The sequence below is a fragment of the Microbacterium sp. CGR1 genome, from assembly GCF_051062835.1.
In the GTDB taxonomy this organism is placed as follows: domain Bacteria; phylum Actinomycetota; class Actinomycetes; order Actinomycetales; family Microbacteriaceae; genus Microbacterium.
In genome coordinates this window covers 696,028-714,256 of sequence record NZ_JAOTPG010000001.1, presented here as the reverse complement: position 1 = coordinate 714,256, position 18,229 = coordinate 696,028, and the positions used below count along the sequence as shown (strand labels likewise).

The following is an 18,229-nucleotide window of genomic DNA, read 5'->3' as shown; positions in this document are numbered from 1 at the left end:
CGCGGCGGTTCAGCGCACCTGGCGTGCGGTGAACTGCATCCGCGGGTTCGCATAGAACTCCTGCGCCTCGACGAGCTGCAGCTCGCGCGCACCGGACTCGAGGGTCGCGGCGAGCAGGTCGAACACGCTCGACGCCGTGCGCTCGAGCGCAGCCTTCGCGTCGCCGGTCTCGACGTAGTGCGCGGTGAAGAGCGCAGCGGTCACGTCGCCCGAGCCGTTCGCCTTCATGGGCAGCCGAGGCGTCTGCACGATCCAGGCGCCCGCCGAGTCGGCGACGAGCATCTCGATGGTGCCCTCTTCGCGGTCGGGGCGCTCGACGCTCGTGACGAGCACGGTACGCGGTCCCATGGCCATCGCCAGGTCGACAGAGGCGAGCGTGGACTCGAGTGTGTCCGGTTCGGTCCCGGTGAGGAACCCGAGCTCGAACTGGTTCGGAGTGATGATGTCGGCGGCAGGCACGACCTTCTCACGCAACAGGATCGGGATCGCCGGCGCGACGAAGCATCCGGACTTCGCGTTCCCCATCACCGGGTCGCACGCGTAGACCGCGTCGGGGTTCGCCGCCTTGACGCGGGCGACGGCGTCGATGATGACGTCTCCGATGCCCTCGCCGCCCTGGTAGCCGCTGAGCACGGCGTCGATCTCGCCGAACACGCCGCGCTCCTCGATGCCCGTCAGGACCTCGCGCACATCGTTCGGATCGATCATCGGGCCGCGCCAGGCGCCGTAGCCGGTGTGGTTCGAGAAGTTCACCGTGTACACCGGGAGAACCTCGACGCCGATGCGCTGCAGCGGGAAGACCGCGGCCGAGTTGCCGACGTGGCCGTATGCGACGGCGGACTGGATGGAGAGGACCTTCATTCCCCGATCCTTTCAGTGAGGGCGGGAGTGCTCCCGCGGCGTGTGGTGATCGTGCGGTGGGTCATGGTGCGGTGGGTCATCGTGCGGCCGAGACCAGGTCGGCGACCAGCGTCGCGGTGTCGTCTTCGGACAGATCGTGCACCGTGAGGCGAAGGTGGCGCGACGGGTCGGCGCGCTCATCGAGGGCGAAGTCGTCGCCGGTGCGTGCGAGCCAGCCTCGGCGCATGAGCCGCTCTGCGACGAGGCGCGCGGGCTGGGGCAACTCGATCCACAGACTCAAGCCGTCGGTGGTGGGGGAGTCGAGGCCATGCTCGCGCAGGCGCGAGGCGAAGGCCTCGTTGCGCGCGGCGTAGTGCTCACGGGCGTCTGCGATGCGTGAAAGCACCGCGTCGTCGGTCAGCTGTGTGAGCGTGAGACGCTGAAGCAGATGGCTGACCCAGGTGGTCCCGGGGCTCAAGCGCATCGCTAGGCGCTCGGCCGTGGTCGCGTCCGTCGCCGCGATCGCGAGGCACATGTCGGGCCCCAGGAACTTCGACACCGAGCGCACCAGTGCGAACCGGCGGTGATCGGGGCCGATCAGCGATTCGTAGGTGCGCTGCGACAGCATCGAGAAATGGTCGTCCTCGATGATCAGCACATACGGATGCTCGGCGAGCACGGTACGCAGTTCCGACGCCCGGGCTGCCGTGAGGCTCGCGCCGGTCGGGTTCTGAGCTCTGGGGGTGCAGATCACGGCTCGCACACCGGCGTCCAGGGCGGCGCGCAGCCCGTCGACAGTCATCCCCTGCTCGTCGACCGGCACGGGCACGGCCCGATACCCGCCGAGACGGACCGTGTGGATGCTCGCCAGGAAGCAGGGATCCTCGAGGGCGACGGCGTCGTCGCGCATCAACGCCTGAGCGAGCAGCCGTTCGACGGCGTCGACGGCTCCGCTGGTGACGGTGATGCCGAAGTCGAGGTCACCGAGATCCTGCGCGATCCATTCGCGCGCCCAGTCGTCGAGTCCGCGGTCGATCACAGGCTCGCCGTACAGCACCGGACGTCCGGCCACCGTCGCCAGCGCCGGTGACGGGTCGGGGATCAGACGGGGGTCGGGGTTGCCCGTGCCGACGTCGCGCAGGACGGTGTCCGAGGCATAGCCCTCCTGGGCGACGGATTCGAGACCGGCGATGACGGTACCGGCGCGCCCTCGCGAGATGACGAGCCCGGCCTGGGCGAGCTGTCGGTAGGCGGCGACCGCGGTGTTGCGGTTGACGCCGAGGAGGGTGGCGAGCTCGCGCACGGGAGGCAGGGGGCTGCCGGCGCGCAGCACACCGCGGTCGCGCAGGCCGCGCACGCTGTCGGCGATGTCCGCTGCGGTCGTTCCGGTGATCTGGTCGCTCATGTCTCCTCACCACCGATTCTAGGTCGTTCCGGACAGTGCTACTGTTTGGCCTAGATCAAACGAGACATCGTTCGACACACTCATGCACATCGTGCTTCCCCGACAGGAGCTCTCATGACCGAACAGACCACCACCGGATCCTCGCGCGTCAAGCGCGGTCTCGCCGAGATGCTCAAGGGCGGTGTGATCATGGACGTGGTCACCGCCGACCAGGCGAAGATCGCCGAAGACGCGGGTGCCGTCGCCGTCATGGCACTCGAGCGGGTTCCCGCCGACATCCGCGCGCAGGGCGGCGTCTCGCGCATGAGCGACCCCGACATGATCGACAGCATCATCGCGTCCGTGTCGATCCCGGTCATGGCCAAGGCCCGCATCGGCCACTTCGTCGAAGCGCAGGTGCTGCAGGAGCTCGGCGTCGACTACATCGACGAGTCCGAGGTGCTGTCGCCCGCCGACTACGTGAACCACATCGACAAATACGGCTTCACGGTCCCGTTCGTCTGCGGCGCGACCAACCTCGGCGAGGCTCTCCGCCGCATCAACGAGGGCGCGGCGATGATCCGCTCCAAGGGTGAGGCCGGCACGGGTGACGTCTCGGAGGCGATGAAGCACATCCGCAGGATCCGCGGCGAGATCGCGGCTCTCACGGCCCTTCCGAAGGACGAGCTGTTCGTCGCGGCGAAGGAGCTGCAGGCGCCCTACGAGCTCGTCGCGGAGATCGCCGAGACCGGCACGCTCCCGGTCGTGCTCTTCGTCGCGGGTGGCGTCGCCACTCCGGCGGACGCCGCGATGATGATGCAGCTCGGCGCCGACGGCGTGTTCGTGGGATCCGGGATCTTCAAGTCGGGAAACCCCGCGGAGCGGGCCAAGGCGATCGTCAAGGCGACGACGTTCTTCGACGACGCCAAGGTGATCGCCGAGGTCTCGCGCGGACTCGGAGAGGCGATGGTCGGCATCAACGTGTCCGACCTCCCGGCCCCGCACCGCCTGGCCGAGCGTGGCTGGTAGTCCACGGGTCGGCGTCCTCGCTCTGCAGGGCGACGTGCGCGAGCATGCCGCCGTGCTCGCGGGACTCGGAGCCGAGGTCGCGCTGGTGCGCCGCCCGGAGGAGCTGGTGGCCGTCGACGGCCTCGTCATCCCCGGCGGTGAGTCCAGCGTGATCGACAAGCTGTCGCGTGTCTTCGGGATGCAGGAGCCGATCCGCGTTGCGATCGCTGCGGGGCTTCCCGTGTACGGCACGTGCGCCGGGCTGATCCTCCTCGCGGACGAGGTGCTCGACGGCATCGACGGGCAGCAGTCGTTCGGCGGCATGGATGTGAGTGTCCGCCGCAACGCGTTCGGCCGTCAGACAGAGTCGTTCGAGATCGGCCTCGACGTTCCGCTCCTCGGCGGCATGCCGGTGCACGCGACGTTCATCCGAGCGCCGATCGTCGAGCGCACGGGCGACGGGGTCGAGGTGCTCGCCTCGCTGCCGGGCGGCGGAATCGTGGCGGTGCGGCAGGGGACGCTTCTCGGAACCAGCTTCCACCCCGAGGTCGATGGCGAGACCCGGTTCCACGAGCTGTTCCTCGAGAGCGTCCGTGAGCACGCCTCCGAGCGCTGACCTCCTGCCGCGCGACCCGCCACGAACGAGGGCATCACAGGCGGGGCCCCGAGGTCGGACTATTCTCGTTCGAGTGACTGGATCCAGGGCTGAGGCCGCGTATGCGCGTGCCGTCACCGCATTCGGCACCCCGACCCTCGATCTCCTGCACGGGCGGTTCGCCCCGTTCGTGGTGGCGTCGCTCACTCTCCTGTTCAACGCCGACCGGGCCTCGGTCGCGGTCGCGGATGCCCACGCCGAACTGGCCGAGGTGCTCGACGAGCTCCGCGCGGCGGGTTACGACGAGGATGACCGGAAGCTCCCCTCGGGGAGCGGACGCGACGTGTGCCGCAACTGGGTGCGTCTCGGCTGGCTGATCCAGCAGATCGACGATGACGTCGAGGTCTATCGTCTGTCGGCCCACGCGGTCGCCGCACTCGAGATCTCGGGCCGCACCGGCGGAGGGCGCACTCGGGTCTCCAACTCCCGCGTCCGCACACTGTTGGACGCCGTGGATCATCTGTCGGTCAGCGCCGAGGTGGACCCGGTTCGCCGCCTGTCGCGATTGCATGCCGAGCGCGAGCTGCTCGACGCCGAGATCGCGCGCATCGAGGAGTCCGGGCACGCGGACCCTGCGGACGACGAGGAGCTCCTCGAAGAGGCGGAGAATGTGCTGCACCTGGCACGCGAACTCCCCGCGGACTTCACGCGGGTCGCCGAGTCGCTCAGAGCGATGCAGCGCGATGTCGTCGCCCACCTCCGGCGGGACGAGAGGCCGACGAGCGAGGTGCTGCGCGAGTATCTCCAGCGTGCGCAGGACGTGATGCAGTCGACCCCGGAGGGGCGCGCTTTCGCAGGGGCGCTGCGCCTGATCGGCGACCCCGACCGCATCGACGCCCTCACCGAACAGCTCCGTGGCCTTCTCGACCAGCCCTTCGCCCGCATGCTCGACAGCACGCAGCGTGCCGAGCTCGACGCGATCGCACGACGCGTGGAGCTCGGAGTCGAAGAGGTGCTGGCCGCACAGCGCCGGGCCTCGCATGTCATCACCGGTCAGGTGAAGACCCACGATCCACTGCGTGATCGTCAGATCGACGACCTCCTCCGTGACGTCATCGCAGGGCTCCACGGGTGGTCGGGTCCGGCCACGGTCGTCGATCCGGTCCGAAGCATGCCGCTAATCGACCTGGGGCATCTGCGCCAGACCACCAGCGACATCCGACCTCCGCGCGCTCCGGCGCCCCTCACCGACGCCGACGACGTCGACTTCCTCGATCACGACACACGGGCATGGGGTGGCCCGAGGTATGCCGAGCTCGAGGCGTACGTCGCGGGCCTCGGGCCGGACTTCGACCTCGCCGAGGCATTCCGCGAGGTGCCGGATGCCAGTCGACGCCCCGTGGATCTCCTCGGTCTGCTCGAGATCGCCCACCGGAACGGTCTCACCGACGGCGACGGGATATCGACGGTCGAAGCTCTGAGACCGGACGGGACGACTCGCCGGTTCGCCTTCGGCACCGTGACCGCCCGCAGCACGAAAGAAGATGCAGATGAGTGACGACGACCTCACCACAGCCGGCGCGAACCAGGGTTTCATCGCCCCGACGGCGATGGAGGATGACCTCGAGGCGCACTTCCCGGGTGACCGCGGCACTCTCGACCCCGAGATCAGGCGGGTGCTCGTGCATCTTCTGCAGCGCCGCTTCATCTCGATGGAGCGCAACCGCCGGGAGTGGACCCTGCTCCTCGAGCACCAGCAGGTGATCGAGTCGCGACTCAACGACGTCTACCTGCGTCTCATCATCGATCACGCCCGAGGGTTCGCATACAAGCAGCAGTTGCGCTCCGACGAGGTCGAGATGCCCGTGCTGCTGAAGGATTCTCCGTATTCTCGTGCTGAGACGCTCGTCCTCGTGCACCTGCGAACGGTGTATCAGCGCGAGTCGGCGTCCGGCGAGGGCTCCGTGCGGATCGACATCGAGGACGTCGAGCAGACGGTCCTCAGTTACTTCGCCGACGTCGACGGCGGAACCGCGAAGCAGCAGCGGGCGATCCGCAGTGCGCTGGACCGCTTGGACCGGGAGGGAATCGTGCAAGAGGAGACCAGCGGACGGTATCGGATCACCGCTCTTGTCGAGGTGGTGCTCAGCGCCGAGACGCTCAGAGAGCTGCGCGAGTGGCTGCGATCCCAGGCGGTGGTGACACGATGACGATGATGGACACGCTCTTCGGGATGATCCCCGCGAAGTCCCGAGGCCAGCAGTGGGTCGCCGAGGAGCTGCAGCTCATCAACTGGGGCGGCTACGACGGCGGGCCGCATCGGGTGCGGTTCTCTCCGGATGCGACTCTGCTGTGCGGTGGGTCGGGGTCCGGCAAGTCCACTCTCATGGACGGCTACATCGCCCTGATGATGCCGCATACGACCCCGTTCAACGGCGCTTCCAACGGCGGGGTCACGGGGCGTCCGCGCGGTGAGGAGCAGCGGAACATCCTGTCCTACGGTCGGGGGAAGATCGACGAGTCCCGCACCGACGAGGGAACGAAGCTCCGCGTCCTCCGCGGTGACGGCGAGGACACCTGGAGCGCCGTGTCCATGACCTGGCTCGACCACGACGGCTCGCGCTTCACGGCGGTGCGCGGGTGGTACATCCCCGCGGACGCCCGAACGCTCGAGGACACCACGAGGCTGCGCGCCACGATCGATGGACCCTTCGACCTCACGCAGCTGGAACGTGCCGCGACTCTGCGACTCAGCGACGCGTCGGTGCGCGCCGTCGGGCTCGATCCCGTCGCGACCGATCGCGAGTTCTCGGCCCGCCTGCACGCCGTGCTCGGCATCGGCGCTGCAGGTTCCGGGGCGAAGGCGATCAGCCTTCTCGCCCGCATCCAGGCCGGTCAGCAGATCACCACCGTCGACGACCTGTACAAGAAGCTCGTGCTCGAGGAGCCCGAGACGATGGCGACCGCGGACGCGGTGGTCGCGCACTTCGACGAGCTCGAGAGCACGCGCACCAGGATGCTGGTCGCCAAGCAGCAGGTGGCGGCGCTCGAGCCGATCCGCGGCATCGCACAGCGCATCGAGGCGGCGTCGGAGCGGATGCGAGTCGTGGACGAGGTCGGGGTGTTCTCCGAGTCGACCTCGCTCGCGGCGCTGTGGAGCGCCGAGCGTCGCCTCGACCTGCTGCGCGAGGTGGAGACCGACCTGCGCGATCGGACCCAGGCTCTCCAGCTGGCGGTCAGAGAGAAGAACGCCCTCATCTCCGCTGCCGAGGTCGAGCGCGAGGGGCTTCTCGATGTGCTGCGACAGTCGGGAGGCGATCGCCTGGAGACCGCTCAGCGCGAGCTGCGCGGCGTCGAGCGTCGACTGGAGGACGTCCAGCGCGAGCGCGCCCGTTTCGACGCCGTCGCAGGCGAGCTCGGCGCTGAGGTGCACGATGCGGCCGGGTTCGAGGACCTGATCGCCCGCCTCCGTCGCGAACTCCCGCATACGGGTATCCGGGGTGCGCGTGCGGCCTTCGCGGACGCCGAGACAGCGCGCCGAACGGCTGCGACAGAGCTCGCCCGGGTTGAGGCCGAGCGGGACCGCACCCGGGAGCTGCGGGGGAGCATTCCCGCGCACCTGCACGAGTCGCGGGCCCTCCTCGCGCAGGCCGCCGGGCTCGCTCCGACGGATCTGCCGTTCGTCGGCGAGCTGATCGAGGTGCGCACCGAGTTCGAGCCGTGGCGGGACGCGTTCAACCTCGCGCTCGGCGGTTTCGCGCGGACCCTGCTCATCGACGCCTCGAACCTCGGACGCTTCCGCGCCGCCATCGATTCCGTCCGCACCGCAGAGCGGATCAGCTACGAAGGCGTGCACACCGGTCTCGCCGAGTCGGCCACCGCCGACCCGCGAACCCTTCCGGGTCGTCTCGATCATCGGTCCACACCGTTCACCGGGTGGCTGCAGCAGCGACTCCGCGAACGGTTCGAGTACGTGTGCGTCGACTCGTCGGCAGAGCTCGCCGATCATCCTCGGGCGCTGACGATCGCGGGGCAGGTGTCCCAGGGCGACCGCGGGTCCCACGGCGGTCACGGCCGCGCGAACATGCTCGGATTCTCGAACGCGCGTCGTCTGCGTGAGCTCGACGAGCAGATCAGCGAGCTACAGAGCCGTCGGGATGCTGCGGCATCGGCGGCTGTCGAGGCAGAGGCCGGCCTCGACAGGATCGAGGCCACAGCCAAGGCGCACGCGAAGATCGAGGACCTCACCTGGGATCAGATCGACGTCGAGGCCGTCGCTGCGGAGCGCGCCCGTTGGCTCGCGGTCGAAGCCGAGGTCACTGACGAGAACCCCAAGATCGCCGAGCTGCGTGCGCAGGCCGAGGAGCTCCGCAAGCGCGCGGGCCGCCTGCGGGATGAGAACTCCCGCCTGGGCGGCGATCTCACGGTCGCTCAGGATCGATGGGTCGAAGTGACCGACCAGGTCGACGCGTGTCAGCGAATCGTCGACGCGGCGGAGGCAGCCGAGGTCGCCCTCGAGGAGCGGCACCGTTCCTTCCTCGACGCGCGCTTCCTCGGGGCGGATGCGGCCGTCAGCATCACCGCGTCGGAGCGCCTCGCGCACCTCGACTCGGCACTGCGCACCGCGGCGACGAGGCTGCTCGAGGACCGCACGTCGGCAGCCGCGGCACACGCCGACCAGCGCGAGCAGATGCGGCGCCTGATGACGGGATTCCTCGAGCGCTGGGACACCCTCACGATCGTGCCCGACCCCGACGAATCGGTCGCCGAGTTCGAGAGCATCCTCGAGGCGCTCGAGACCAACGGCCTGCATGAGCTCGAGTCCGAGTGGCGCGACAGCCTGCTCAAGCTCTCCGGAAACGACCTGACGAGCCTGGACTCGACGCTCGGGCGGTCGTTGCGTGAGATCAAGAACCGCATCGACCCGATCAACCGGATCATGGAGGAGCTGCCGTTCTACGACGACGAGCACCGCCTGCAGATCACGCCGCGTGAGAACCAGTCCGAGGCGCGCAGACGATTCCGCAAGGAGCTGCGCGAGGTGCGGGGTCTCATCGAGGCAGCGACGACGGATGCGGATCGCGAGAGCGTCTACCGGAGGATGAGCCGTCTGATCGGTCGGATGCGACGGACGGCGCCCGACTTCGCTGAACTCATCGACGTGCGCAACCACGTCAGGGTGAGCGCTGAGCGGATCCATGCCACGACGCGGGAGCACGTCGCGCTCTACGACCACATCGGCGAGAAGTCGGGTGGAGAGTCGCAGGAGCTCGTCGCATTCATCGTCGGCGCCGCGCTGCGATATCAGCTCGGTGACGCGGGGGCTGAGCGTCCGCGATATGCGCCTGTGTTCATGGATGAGGCTCTCATCAAGGCGGACGCGCACTTCACGAAGCGTGCGATCGGTGCATGGCGTGGACTCGGCTTCCAGCTGGTGATCGGTGCACCGAACGACAAGTACAGCGCGATCGAGCCGCACGTCGACGTGGAGTACGACATCCTGAAGGACACGCGCGGTCGCTCGTGGGCTCGTCCGAAGGTGGGGCTGCCGGCCGGGGACGCGTGATCGGGCGCCGCACGGCTCAGCCGGCCACGAGGGTCCTGATCGCGCCGACCGTGCGGTCGATGTCATCTCGGGTCGTCGCCCACGACGACATCGAGCAGCGCAGCGCTGCATGGCCTCGCCACTCGGCGCCGGTCAGAGCGGCCGTGCCCTCGAGAAGAACCGCGGCACCAAGGGCGCGGGTCGCATCGTCCTCGTCGAGGCGGAACATGACCTGCGTGTAGTCGACGTCGTTGAGGATCCGGATGCCGTCGATCGTGGCGAGTCCCTCGGCCATCGCGACCGCGTTCCCGTGCAGGCCGTCGATCAGATCGGCGATGCCGTTCCGTCCGAGACTCCGCATCGCCGCCCAAGCGGGGACGCCGCGCGCGCGGCGTGACAGCTCGGGGGTGACATCCCACGGATCCAGGCTCGTGTAGACCAGGTAGTCGCCGCCGGTGCGGAAGGCCGCGATCGAGTCTGCAGAGTCGCGGACGATGGCCATGCCGCAGTCATAGGGCACGTTGAGGGTCTTGTGCGCATCCGTCGCCCAGGAATCGGCATCCGACATACCCGCCGTGAGAGGCCGCAGCGACTCGGATGCCGCGGCCCACAGGCCGAACGCCCCGTCGACGTGCACCCAGGCGCCGTGCTCATGTGCGATCGGCACGAGGGCTGCGAAGTCGTCGAACGCCCCGGTGTGCACTTCGCCGGCTTGAAAGCAGACGATGGTCGGTCCCGAGCCGGTCGCCAGGGCGCTGCGCAGTGCGTCGGGGGACATGCGTCCCGCGTCGTCGGATTCGACGATCGTGATCTCACGGCGCCCGATCCCGAGGAAACGAGCCGCTCGATCGATCGACCCGTGACGGTCGGCGCCCACGACGAAGCGGATCGGCGGAGATTCCCGCAGGCCCTGCTCGCTGAGGTTCCAGCCCGCTCGGGCGAGCACGGCGTTGCGTGCCGTCGCGAGGCACGTGAAGTTCGCCATCTGGCCGCCCGTGACGAAGCCGACGCTCGCCGACTCGGGCAGACCGAGGATGTCGAGCATCCATCGCCCGGCCACGCGCTCCAGCGCCACGGTGGTCGGTGTGAGCAGCGCCGAACCCGAGTTCTGGTCCCACGCCGAGACGAGCCAGTCGGCGGCGAGAGCGGCGGGATGCGTGCCTCCGATCACGAATCCGAAGAAACGCCCGCCGGGGATCGCGACGAGGCCGGGGTCCGCCCGCGACACGATCCGATCGACGACCTCCTCGGCGCTCATGCCTTCTGCAGGCAGCGGCCCGCCGAAGGCCTCGAGCATCTCCGCAAGAGTCGCACGCGGCCACACCGGTCTGTCCTCCAGCGATCCGAGGAACTCGAGTGCCGCGCGGTGGGCGGCGTCCAATCCGCGGATCCTGTCGTCGCCGACGCTGTCGTCCATGAGTCAGGACTACACCCGTGGTCATCGTCACGCCAGAGGGCTGCCGTCCGGCGGTCCTGTCAGCAGGCTCGTCAGCCACCGGAGCGCGGGAACGGCCTGCTGTCTCTGGAACGCGCGCAGCCCCGGCAGCTGGGGGATCTCGGGCTGCGCCTGGTTGAACCAGAGGAAGGATGCGAACCCCGAGATGACGGGGAGCAGAGCCTGCTGCGTCGGTGCGCCGTGCGCCTCGAAGATCCGCCACGCATCCTCGCATCGCGGACCGCCTGATGCCTCGACGCTGGGGAGCAGGCAAGGGAGATCGACCCGGGCCGCGCCGCGACGCGCGTGCGGCCAGTCGAGAAGACGCGCCTCACCGTCGCTGATCAGGATGTTGTCGGCTCGGAGATCGTCGTGGACGACGACGTCGCCGTGCAGCGCATCGCGGAACCCGCTCTCGATCTCCCTCAGCTCCGGTATCCGCGCGCACAGGGGCATCGGCAGCCCGGCCAGCAATCGCGGGTCCTCCGCGATCTCTGCCCATCGCGTGAAGCCGGGGATCATCCGATCCTCAGCCCGCTCCATCCCCACTGGCGCGGGAGTGCGCGACAGGCGCGCCATGGTCGCAGCGATGGCGTCGAGATCGCCTGCGGTCCAGGGCGCACCGGGATGCCGGCCGTCGATCGCCTCCAGCACGAGCGCCACACCGGCGTCCGTATCGAACGCCGCGCGCACTGACGGCCCGAGGTGCGGGGGGAGCATCGCGACGGCGCGGATCTCCTCGCGCAGGAAATGCAGCGAGTCGTGTGCCAGTCCGCACCGCACGCCTTGACGAAGGCGCGCCCGTGGGTGGTCACGACGACGCCGGCGTACGAGGCGCTGAAGCCGCCATGGGCGGGGGAGTCGGAGACGAATCGACCACCGATCGCTCCGACGATCGCCGAGCGAACGGCAGCGGGCAGCGTCGCCCACTCCGGGCGGAGGCGGTCGGCACCGGGGATCATGATCGTGTGCGTCCTCTGTGGTCAGCTGATCCGATCGACGCTATCAGCGCTCGAGCGGAGTCCGCCGACACGTGTGCCACCGCATGGAGCTGACATGGTTCGATAGAATGGACGATGCCCTGGGCCGAGCCCCCGGGCGGATACGACGAGCGGAGACTTATGTCCGGGCATTCCAAGTGGGCCACCACGAAGCACAAGAAGGCCATCATCGACTCCAGGCGCGCCAAGTCCTGGGCCAAGCTCATCAAGAACATCGAGGTCGCCGCCAAGCTCGGCGGGGCCGACCTGCAGGGCAACCCGACGCTGTTCGACGCCGTGCAGAAGGCGAAGAAGACGTCCGTCCCGAAGGACAACATCGACCGCGCGGTGAAGCGCGGAGCGGGCATCGGCGGCGAAGCCGTCGAGTACACCTCGATCATGTACGAGGGCTACGGACCCAACGGCGTCGCGATGATGATCGAGTGTCTGACCGACAACAAGAACCGCGCGGCGGCCGAGGTGCGCACGGCGCTCAGCCGTAACGGCGGCACTCTCGCCGATCCCGGCAGCGTGGCGTACAACTTCAGCCGCAAGGGTGTCATCGTCGTCGGCTCCGAAGGAACGACAGAGGATGACGTCATGATGGCCGCCCTCGAAGCGGGCGCCGAGGAGATCGAGCCTCACGCAGAGGGCTTCGAGATCATCACCGAGGCGACTGACCTCGTCACGGTCCGCAGCGCTCTGCAGGAGGCCGGCATCGATTACGAGTCGGCCGATGTCGAGTTCGTGCCGAACCTCAAGGTCGAGATCGACGCCGACACCGCGCGGAAGATCTTCCGCCTGATCGACGCGCTCGAAGACAGCGAGGACGTGCAGAACGTCTTCACCAACTTCGATCTCACGGCCGACGTGCAGGCCGAACTCGAGAACGACGACGCGTAGGCGCGGCGAGCGTCCGGAGGCGATGACGGCGAATAGCCTGGGGGAGTGACCTCCTCGCTTCGCGTGCTCGGCATCGACCCCGGCCTCACCCGCTGCGGTGTCGGGGTCGTCGACGTCGACGGTTCGCGCCGCGGCACGCTCGTGCACGTCGGTGTCATCCGTTCGGCGCCTGACCTGCCGATCGGCGAAAGGCTGGCGCTCGTCGCAGCCGGCATCCGCGAGGTCATCGCGGCGCACAACCCGGATGCGGTGGCCGTCGAGCGCGTCTTCGCTCAGCAGAACACCCACACCGTGATGGGCACCGCGCAGGCGAGCGGTGTGGCGCTGCTGCTCGCGGCCGAGGCGGGGCTTCCCGCTGCGACCCACACGCCGAGCGAGGTGAAGGCGGCCGTCACCGGCTACGGCTCGGCGGACAAGCGGCAGGTGCAGTCGATGATCGCGCGCATCCTGCGTCTGGATGCTCCTCCTCAGCCCGCCGACGCCGCGGATGCCCTCGCCATCGCGCTGTGCCACGCCTGGCGTCGAGGGGCCGCCGGAGCGCCGGGGCAGGGGGCTCTCACGCCAGCCCAGCGCGCCTGGGCCGACGCGGAGCGTGTCGCTCGAACATATATACGACCGGGTGCGTAGGCTGAGGGGATGATCTCCTCGCTGCACGGCGCCGTCCTCCACTCGACCGCCGATCAGGTCATCATCGATGTCGGAGGCGTCGGGTTCTCGGTCGCTGTGCCTGCGGACGTCGCTCACACCGCGACCGTCGGTGAGAAGTTGCTTCTGCACACGAGCCTGATCGTGCGGGAGGACTCGCTGTCGCTCTTCGGCTTCGCGGACCGCAGCGAGCTCGAGATCTTCGGTCTGCTGATCAGCGTGACGGGCGTCGGGCCGAAGTCCGCGCTCGGTGTGCTCTCGCACCTCACCGTGGATCAGATCGCCGACGCGGTGACCGCCGAGGACGATGCGCCGTTCCGACGAGTCTCCGGGATCGGGCCGAAGACGGCCAAGCTCATCGTCCTGCAGCTCGCAGGCAAGGTGCACCCGGTGGGATCGCCGACGAAGCAGACGGTGAGCGGACCCGTCGACGTGGTGGATCAGGTGACGGCAGCCCTGGTCGGTCTCGGCTGGTCCGAGAAGGTCGCCGCCGAGGCCGCCGCGCAGACGGCAGCAGAGGCCACGGATGCCGAACGGGCGACCGTCGCGCCGCTGCTGCGTCGCACGCTGGCGCTTCTGGGGCCTGCGCGTGTCTGACGCCCTCGACGCCACGGAGCCCGCCGACGACACCGAGCTCGCGATCGAAGGCGCACTGCGCCCGACGAGTCTCGGTGAGTTCGTCGGGCAGCAGAAGGTGCGCGGTCAGCTGCAGCTGCTGCTCGACGCGGCACGCATCCAGAACCGTCCTCCCGACCACATCCTGCTCGCGGGTCCTCCGGGGCTCGGCAAGACGACGCTCGCGATGATCGTGGCCCACGAGAGCGAGCGCCCCCTTCGCCTCTCGAGCGGTCCCGCCATCCAGCACGCCGGCGATCTCGCGGCGCTGCTGTCGAGCCTCGTGCCCGGCGAGGTTCTGTTCATCGACGAGATCCATCGCATGGCGCGCTCGGCGGAAGAGATGCTCTACCTCGCCATGGAGGACTTCCGCATCGACATCATGGTGGGCAAGGGGGCAGGAGCGACGAGCATCCCGCTCGACCTCTCGCCGTTCACGCTGGTCGGCGCGACCACCCGCTCGGGCCTGCTCCCGAACCCCCTGCGCGACCGATTCGGCTTCACTGGCCACCTCGAGTTCTACGACGAGTCCGAGCTCGAGCGGGTCATCGCCCGTTCGGCGCAGATGCTGGGCGTCGATGTGCCCCGCGACTCGCTCTCCGAGATCGCGCGTCGTTCGAGGGGAACACCCCGTATCGCGAACCGTCTTCTGCGGCGCGTACGGGATTACGCGCTCGTGCACGGGGGAGGAGCGGCCTCGCTCGAAGGCGTGCAGGCGGCCCTGGAGCTCTACGACGTCGATCCCATCGGACTCGACCGTCTCGACAGGGCCGTTCTCGAGGCCCTCGTGCGACGCTTCCGAGGAGGCCCCGTGGGGCTGAGCACTCTCGCGGTGGCGGTCGGAGAAGAGGCCGAGACTGTCGAGAGCGTCGTCGAGCCGTATCTGGTGCGGATCGGTTTCCTCGGGCGCACCCCCCGCGGCCGCGTCGCGATGCCCGAGGCGTATGCGCACCTCGGTGTGGCGCATCCGGACGGGGCGCTTCGCCTCGATGACCTATAATCGCTGAAGACTTCCCCCGATAGAACTGCGCGCCCGTCTTCTGGTGCGCGCACCTGAGAAAGGCCCCCTGACACCATGCCCATGGAAATCCTCCTCTTCGGCCTTCTCGCCGTGCTCGTCGTCTTCATGTTCGTCAACGGACGCAAGCGCCAGAAGCAGATGAAGGCGGAGCAGGAAGAGAAGGCCACCAAGACGGTCCCCGGTGTCAAGGTCCTGCTCCAGGGCGGCATCTACGGCACGATCGTGGCCTACGACCACGACGACCTCGACTCGCCCGCGCTCGTGGAGATCGCTCCCGGCACGGTCATCGAGGTGCACAGCCAGGCGATCCTCCGCATCGTGGAGCCCAAGGACGCCGTCATCGACGAGGCCGACGATTCGGTCGTCGTCGTCGACGACGCACCTCTCGACGACGCTCCGGCGATCGAGACCACCGAGGAGACCCGTCGTCGTCTCGAGCGCGACGCCGACGACAAGTAGTCTTCACCGCTGCACCACCTCGGCACTCCGGCATCTAAGAAAGCTGATCACACGTGGCCACTTCTTCCCCGGTCCGTCACGCCTGGCGAGTCCTTCTCGGTCTCGTCCTGGTGACGGGCCTCCTCTTCGGCATCAACGCACTGGGCGTCTACGTCTTCAAGCAGAGCTCGTGGGCACCTGAGCTCGCGCTCGATCTCCAGGGCGGAACGCAGATCGTGCTCAGCGCCGAGACCGAGGACGGAGCGGCGCCCTCGTCGGAGCAGCTCGACCAGGCAGCCGCCATCATCCGTCAGCGCGTCGACGCGTCGGGTGTGGCCGAGGCGGATATCACCACCGAGGGCGGCCGCAACATCGTCGTCCAGATCCCGGGCGTCGCCGACCAGCAGACCCGAGAGCGCATCCAGTCCAGCGCCCAGCTCGAGTTCCGCCCGGTACTCGCCACGACCGCCGGGGCGAACACCTTCGTGGGCGAAGACGGCAACGAGACCGCCTTCCCGACGCCGGACGATTCGCTCAGCGACACTCCGACCGCCGAGCCGACCGATGCGAGCGACCTGTCCTGGGTGACCGACAGGCTCGCCGCCGAGTTCCAGGCCTACGACTGCGCCAACCCCGAGAACGACCCGTCCCGCGCCCCGCAGGACAAACCGCTGATCGCGTGCGATCCGACCGGACAGGCGAAGTACCTGCTCGGCCCGACGGAGCTCACCGGCACGGCGATCACGGACGCCACGGCGGGCCGTGACCCGAAGTCCGGCGCGTGGCTCGTGCAGCTCACCATGAACGGCGACGGCACCGAGGCGTTCGGCAAGGTCAGCACGCGCCTCAACCAGAACCGCCTCGACAGCCTCTCGCCCCGGGACCAGTTCGCGTTCGTCCTCGACGGCTCCGTGATCAGCGCACCGCGGATGAACGGGCAGATCCTCGACGGTCGCCCCAGCATCTCGGGCGACTTCACGCAGGAGACGGCCACCACCCTCGCCGATCAGCTCAAGTTCGGTGCCCTGCCGTTGAGCTTCACGGTGCAGAGCTCCGACACGATCTCCGCGACCCTCGGCACTCAGCAGCTGCAGATCGGTCTGATCGCAGGACTCATCGGGCTCGCCCTCGTCGCGATCTACTCGCTCATCGTCTATCGGGCGCTCGGTTCGGTGATCATCGCATCGATCGCCGTGATGGCCGTGCTCACCTACGTGATCATCTGCATCCTGGCCTGGCGACTCGGCTTCCGCCTCTCGCTCGCCGGTGTCGCGGGTCTGATCGTCTCGATCGGCTTCACGGCGGACTCGTTCATCGTGTACTTCGAGCGAATCCGAGACGAGCTCCGTGACGGCAAGTCGATCACCTCGGCAGTCGAAGACGGCTGGGGCAGAGCCAAGCGCACGATCTACATCTCGAAGTCGATCAACATCCTCGCGGCCGTGGTGCTGTACATCCTCGCGGACGCCACTGTGAAGGGCTTCGCGTTCACGCTGGGTCTCACCACGCTCATCGACGTGTTCATCTTCGTGATCTTCACGCACCCGGTGATGCAGCTGCTCGCGAGGACGAAGTTCTTCGGCGGCGGCCATAAGCTCTCGGGTCTCGACCCCGAGTCGCTCGGCGCCGTGTACCGCAGCCGTTCGCAGTTCCGGCAGGTCTCGACGGCTACTGCCGGCCGCGGAGCGAAGAACGCACGTTCACGCGGCGAGGCAGATCGCCGTCAGACCATCGCAGAGCGCAAGCGCGCCGAAGCACTCGCCGGTGACAGATCCACCAGCACCGGAAGTGAGGGGGACGCGTGATGGCTTCCATGAACGAATTCGGAAACAACCTCTACTCGGGCAAGACGTCCTTCCCGTTCGTCGCGAAGCGTCGTCTGTGGTTCATCATCGCGATCATCCTCGTGGTGGGCTCCGCCCTCGTGCCGCTGATCCGCCCGATCCAGTTCTCGATCGAGTTCACCGGTGGATCGCAGTTCACGGTCCAGGCGCCCGACTCGACCGAGCAGCAGACCGCGACGGATGCCGTCCAGTCCGTCGTGCCGGGGGCTGCGACCAAGGTCGTCGTGATCAGCGGCAGCGACATCCGTGTGCAGACCGACCAGATGAGCGCGGACGAGACCCAGCAGGTCTCCGAGGCTCTGGCTGAGGCGTACGGAGTCGAGCCCGAAAGCGTCACCTCGTCGTTCATCGGCCCCGCCTGGGGTGAGAACGTCACGAAGCAGTCGCTGTGGGGTCTCGCGATCTTCCTCGCGCTGACCTTCCTGATCCTCGCGATCTACTTCCGCACCTGGAAGATGTCGGCCGCCGCGATCATCGGCCTGCTCGACGTGCTCGTCATCACGGTGGGCGTCTACGCCCTGGCAGGCTTCGAGATCTCGCCCGCAGCTGTGATCGGTTTCCTGACGATCCTCGCGTACTCGCTGTACGACACCACCGTCGTCTTCGACAAGATCCGCGAGAACACCACGGAAGACGGTGAGAACTCGTCCCGGACGTTCGGTGAATCGGTCAACCTCGCGGTGAACCAGACTCTCATCCGGTCCATCAACACCTCGGTCGTGGCCGCGCTGCCCGTTGGCGCGGTGCTGTTCATCGGTGCCTTCTGGCTCGGCGCCGAGTCGCTGACCGACATCTCGCTGTCGATCTTCGTCGGCATCCTGGTGGCCACGTATTCGACCCTGTTCGTCGCCGCACCGCTGTACTCGCTCTTCCGTGAGAACGAGCCGCAGATCAAGGCCCGTGACGAGAAGGTGCGCGAGTCCCGCGAGAAGGCCGCCGTAGAGGTCTGATCGTCCCCGCTCAGCGGGGCCGCACC

At 68.4% G+C, this 18,229-nt stretch carries 16 protein-coding genes; 12 read left to right on the top strand and 4 right to left on the bottom strand.

Going from position 1 to position 18,229, the window contains the following annotated elements; translation table 11 throughout:
• Positions 1 to 9: 9 nt before the first annotated feature.
• Entirely contained in the window at positions 10 to 861 is an 852-nt protein-coding gene (gene pdxY / locus OD997_RS03490; RefSeq protein WP_056307601.1) for a pyridoxal kinase PdxY, read from the bottom strand.
• Between the two features lie 76 nt (positions 862 to 937).
• A complete protein-coding gene (locus OD997_RS03485; RefSeq protein ID WP_434330360.1) occupies positions 938 to 2,245 on the bottom strand; it encodes an aminotransferase class I/II-fold pyridoxal phosphate-dependent enzyme in 1,308 nt (435 codons plus the stop codon).
• A 114-nt stretch (positions 2,246 to 2,359) separates the two neighbouring features.
• Between OD997_RS03485 and pdxS the strand changes: the two genes are divergently transcribed.
• The 5 genes from pdxS (at position 2,360) to OD997_RS03460 (ending at position 9,393) form a co-directional block, all read left to right on the top strand.
• Positions 2,360 to 3,253 (top strand): pyridoxal 5'-phosphate synthase lyase subunit PdxS, encoded by an 894-nt coding sequence (pdxS, locus tag OD997_RS03480; protein ID WP_434330359.1) that lies wholly within the window; start codon positions 2,360 to 2,362, stop codon positions 3,251 to 3,253.
• Positions 3,243 to 3,848 (top strand): pyridoxal 5'-phosphate synthase glutaminase subunit PdxT, encoded by a 606-nt coding sequence (gene pdxT / locus OD997_RS03475; protein ID WP_434330358.1) that lies wholly within the window; start codon positions 3,243 to 3,245, stop codon positions 3,846 to 3,848. The genes pdxS and pdxT overlap by 11 nt, the downstream gene beginning before the upstream one ends.
• A 73-nt stretch (positions 3,849 to 3,921) precedes the next feature.
• Positions 3,922 to 5,385: a DUF3375 domain-containing protein gene (locus tag OD997_RS03470; protein ID WP_434330357.1), complete on the top strand. Its 1,464-nt coding sequence runs from the start codon at positions 3,922 to 3,924 to the stop codon at positions 5,383 to 5,385.
• Positions 5,378 to 6,037, top strand: a complete 660-nt coding sequence (locus tag OD997_RS03465) for a DUF4194 domain-containing protein (protein WP_434330356.1) — start codon at positions 5,378 to 5,380, stop codon at positions 6,035 to 6,037. The genes OD997_RS03470 and OD997_RS03465 overlap by 8 nt, the downstream gene beginning before the upstream one ends.
• Positions 6,034 to 9,393, top strand: a complete 3,360-nt coding sequence (locus tag OD997_RS03460; RefSeq protein ID WP_434332331.1) for an ATP-binding protein — start codon at positions 6,034 to 6,036, stop codon at positions 9,391 to 9,393. Before OD997_RS03465 ends, OD997_RS03460 begins: the two co-directional genes overlap by 4 nt.
• A gap of 16 nt (positions 9,394 to 9,409) precedes the next feature.
• On the opposite strand, the gene OD997_RS03455 is transcribed toward OD997_RS03460, so the two are convergent.
• Together OD997_RS03455 and OD997_RS03450 are read right to left on the bottom strand one after the other, a co-directional pair.
• Positions 9,410 to 10,789, bottom strand: a complete 1,380-nt coding sequence (locus tag OD997_RS03455; protein WP_434330355.1) for a pyridoxal phosphate-dependent decarboxylase family protein — start codon at positions 10,787 to 10,789, stop codon at positions 9,410 to 9,412.
• Positions 10,790 to 10,816: 27 nt separating this feature from the next.
• Positions 10,817 to 11,590, bottom strand: coding sequence for a phosphotransferase (locus OD997_RS03450; RefSeq protein WP_434330354.1), 774 nt, complete (start codon positions 11,588 to 11,590; stop codon positions 10,817 to 10,819).
• 338 nt (positions 11,591 to 11,928) lie between these two features.
• On the opposite strand from OD997_RS03450, the gene OD997_RS03445 reads away from it, so the two are divergent.
• The 7 genes from OD997_RS03445 to secF all read left to right on the top strand — a co-directional run bounded on the left by OD997_RS03445 (position 11,929) and on the right by secF (position 18,203).
• Complete coding sequence (locus OD997_RS03445; RefSeq protein ID WP_056510015.1) at positions 11,929 to 12,690, top strand: YebC/PmpR family DNA-binding transcriptional regulator; 762 nt, start codon at positions 11,929 to 11,931, stop codon at positions 12,688 to 12,690.
• Between the two features lie 45 nt (positions 12,691 to 12,735).
• Positions 12,736 to 13,317, top strand: a complete 582-nt coding sequence (ruvC, locus tag OD997_RS03440) for a crossover junction endodeoxyribonuclease RuvC (protein WP_056307618.1) — start codon at positions 12,736 to 12,738, stop codon at positions 13,315 to 13,317.
• 9 nt (positions 13,318 to 13,326) lie between these two features.
• Positions 13,327 to 13,932, top strand: coding sequence for a Holliday junction branch migration protein RuvA (ruvA, locus tag OD997_RS03435; RefSeq protein ID WP_434330353.1), 606 nt, complete (start codon positions 13,327 to 13,329; stop codon positions 13,930 to 13,932).
• Positions 13,925 to 14,950, top strand: a complete 1,026-nt coding sequence (ruvB, locus tag OD997_RS03430) for a Holliday junction branch migration DNA helicase RuvB (protein ID WP_434330352.1) — start codon at positions 13,925 to 13,927, stop codon at positions 14,948 to 14,950. The genes ruvA and ruvB overlap by 8 nt, the downstream gene beginning before the upstream one ends.
• Before the next feature lie 75 nt (positions 14,951 to 15,025).
• Positions 15,026 to 15,430, top strand: coding sequence for a preprotein translocase subunit YajC (locus OD997_RS03425; protein ID WP_434330351.1), 405 nt, complete (start codon positions 15,026 to 15,028; stop codon positions 15,428 to 15,430).
• Between the two features lie 53 nt (positions 15,431 to 15,483).
• Positions 15,484 to 17,214, top strand: a complete 1,731-nt coding sequence (gene secD / locus OD997_RS03420; protein ID WP_434330350.1) for a protein translocase subunit SecD — start codon at positions 15,484 to 15,486, stop codon at positions 17,212 to 17,214.
• Positions 17,214 to 18,203, top strand: coding sequence for a protein translocase subunit SecF (gene secF, locus OD997_RS03415; protein ID WP_434330349.1), 990 nt, complete (start codon positions 17,214 to 17,216; stop codon positions 18,201 to 18,203). Before secD ends, secF begins: the two co-directional genes overlap by 1 nt.
• Positions 18,204 to 18,229: the final 26 nt, after the last annotated feature.

Excerpts from the sequence above, each read along its gene's own strand:
- OD997_RS03425 (WP_434330351.1), top strand. The coding sequence starts at position 15,026 with ATGCCCATGGAAATCCTCCTCTTCGGCCTTCTCGCCGTGCTCGTCGTC.
- OD997_RS03460 (WP_434332331.1), top strand. The coding sequence starts at position 6,034 with ATGACGATGATGGACACGCTCTTCGGGATGATCCCCGCGAAGTCCCGA.
- secF (WP_434330349.1), top strand. The coding sequence starts at position 17,214 with ATGGCTTCCATGAACGAATTCGGAAACAACCTCTACTCGGGCAAGACG.
- OD997_RS03485 (WP_434330360.1), bottom strand. The coding sequence starts at position 2,245 with ATGAGCGACCAGATCACCGGAACGACCGCAGCGGACATCGCCGACAGC.
- pdxS (WP_434330359.1), top strand. The coding sequence starts at position 2,360 with ATGACCGAACAGACCACCACCGGATCCTCGCGCGTCAAGCGCGGTCTC.
- OD997_RS03465 (WP_434330356.1), top strand. The coding sequence starts at position 5,378 with ATGAGTGACGACGACCTCACCACAGCCGGCGCGAACCAGGGTTTCATC.
- pdxY (WP_056307601.1), bottom strand. The coding sequence starts at position 861 with ATGAAGGTCCTCTCCATCCAGTCCGCCGTCGCATACGGCCACGTCGGC.
- ruvA (WP_434330353.1), top strand. The coding sequence starts at position 13,327 with ATGATCTCCTCGCTGCACGGCGCCGTCCTCCACTCGACCGCCGATCAG.
- OD997_RS03455 (WP_434330355.1), bottom strand. The coding sequence starts at position 10,789 with ATGGACGACAGCGTCGGCGACGACAGGATCCGCGGATTGGACGCCGCC.
- OD997_RS03445 (WP_056510015.1), top strand. The coding sequence starts at position 11,929 with ATGTCCGGGCATTCCAAGTGGGCCACCACGAAGCACAAGAAGGCCATC.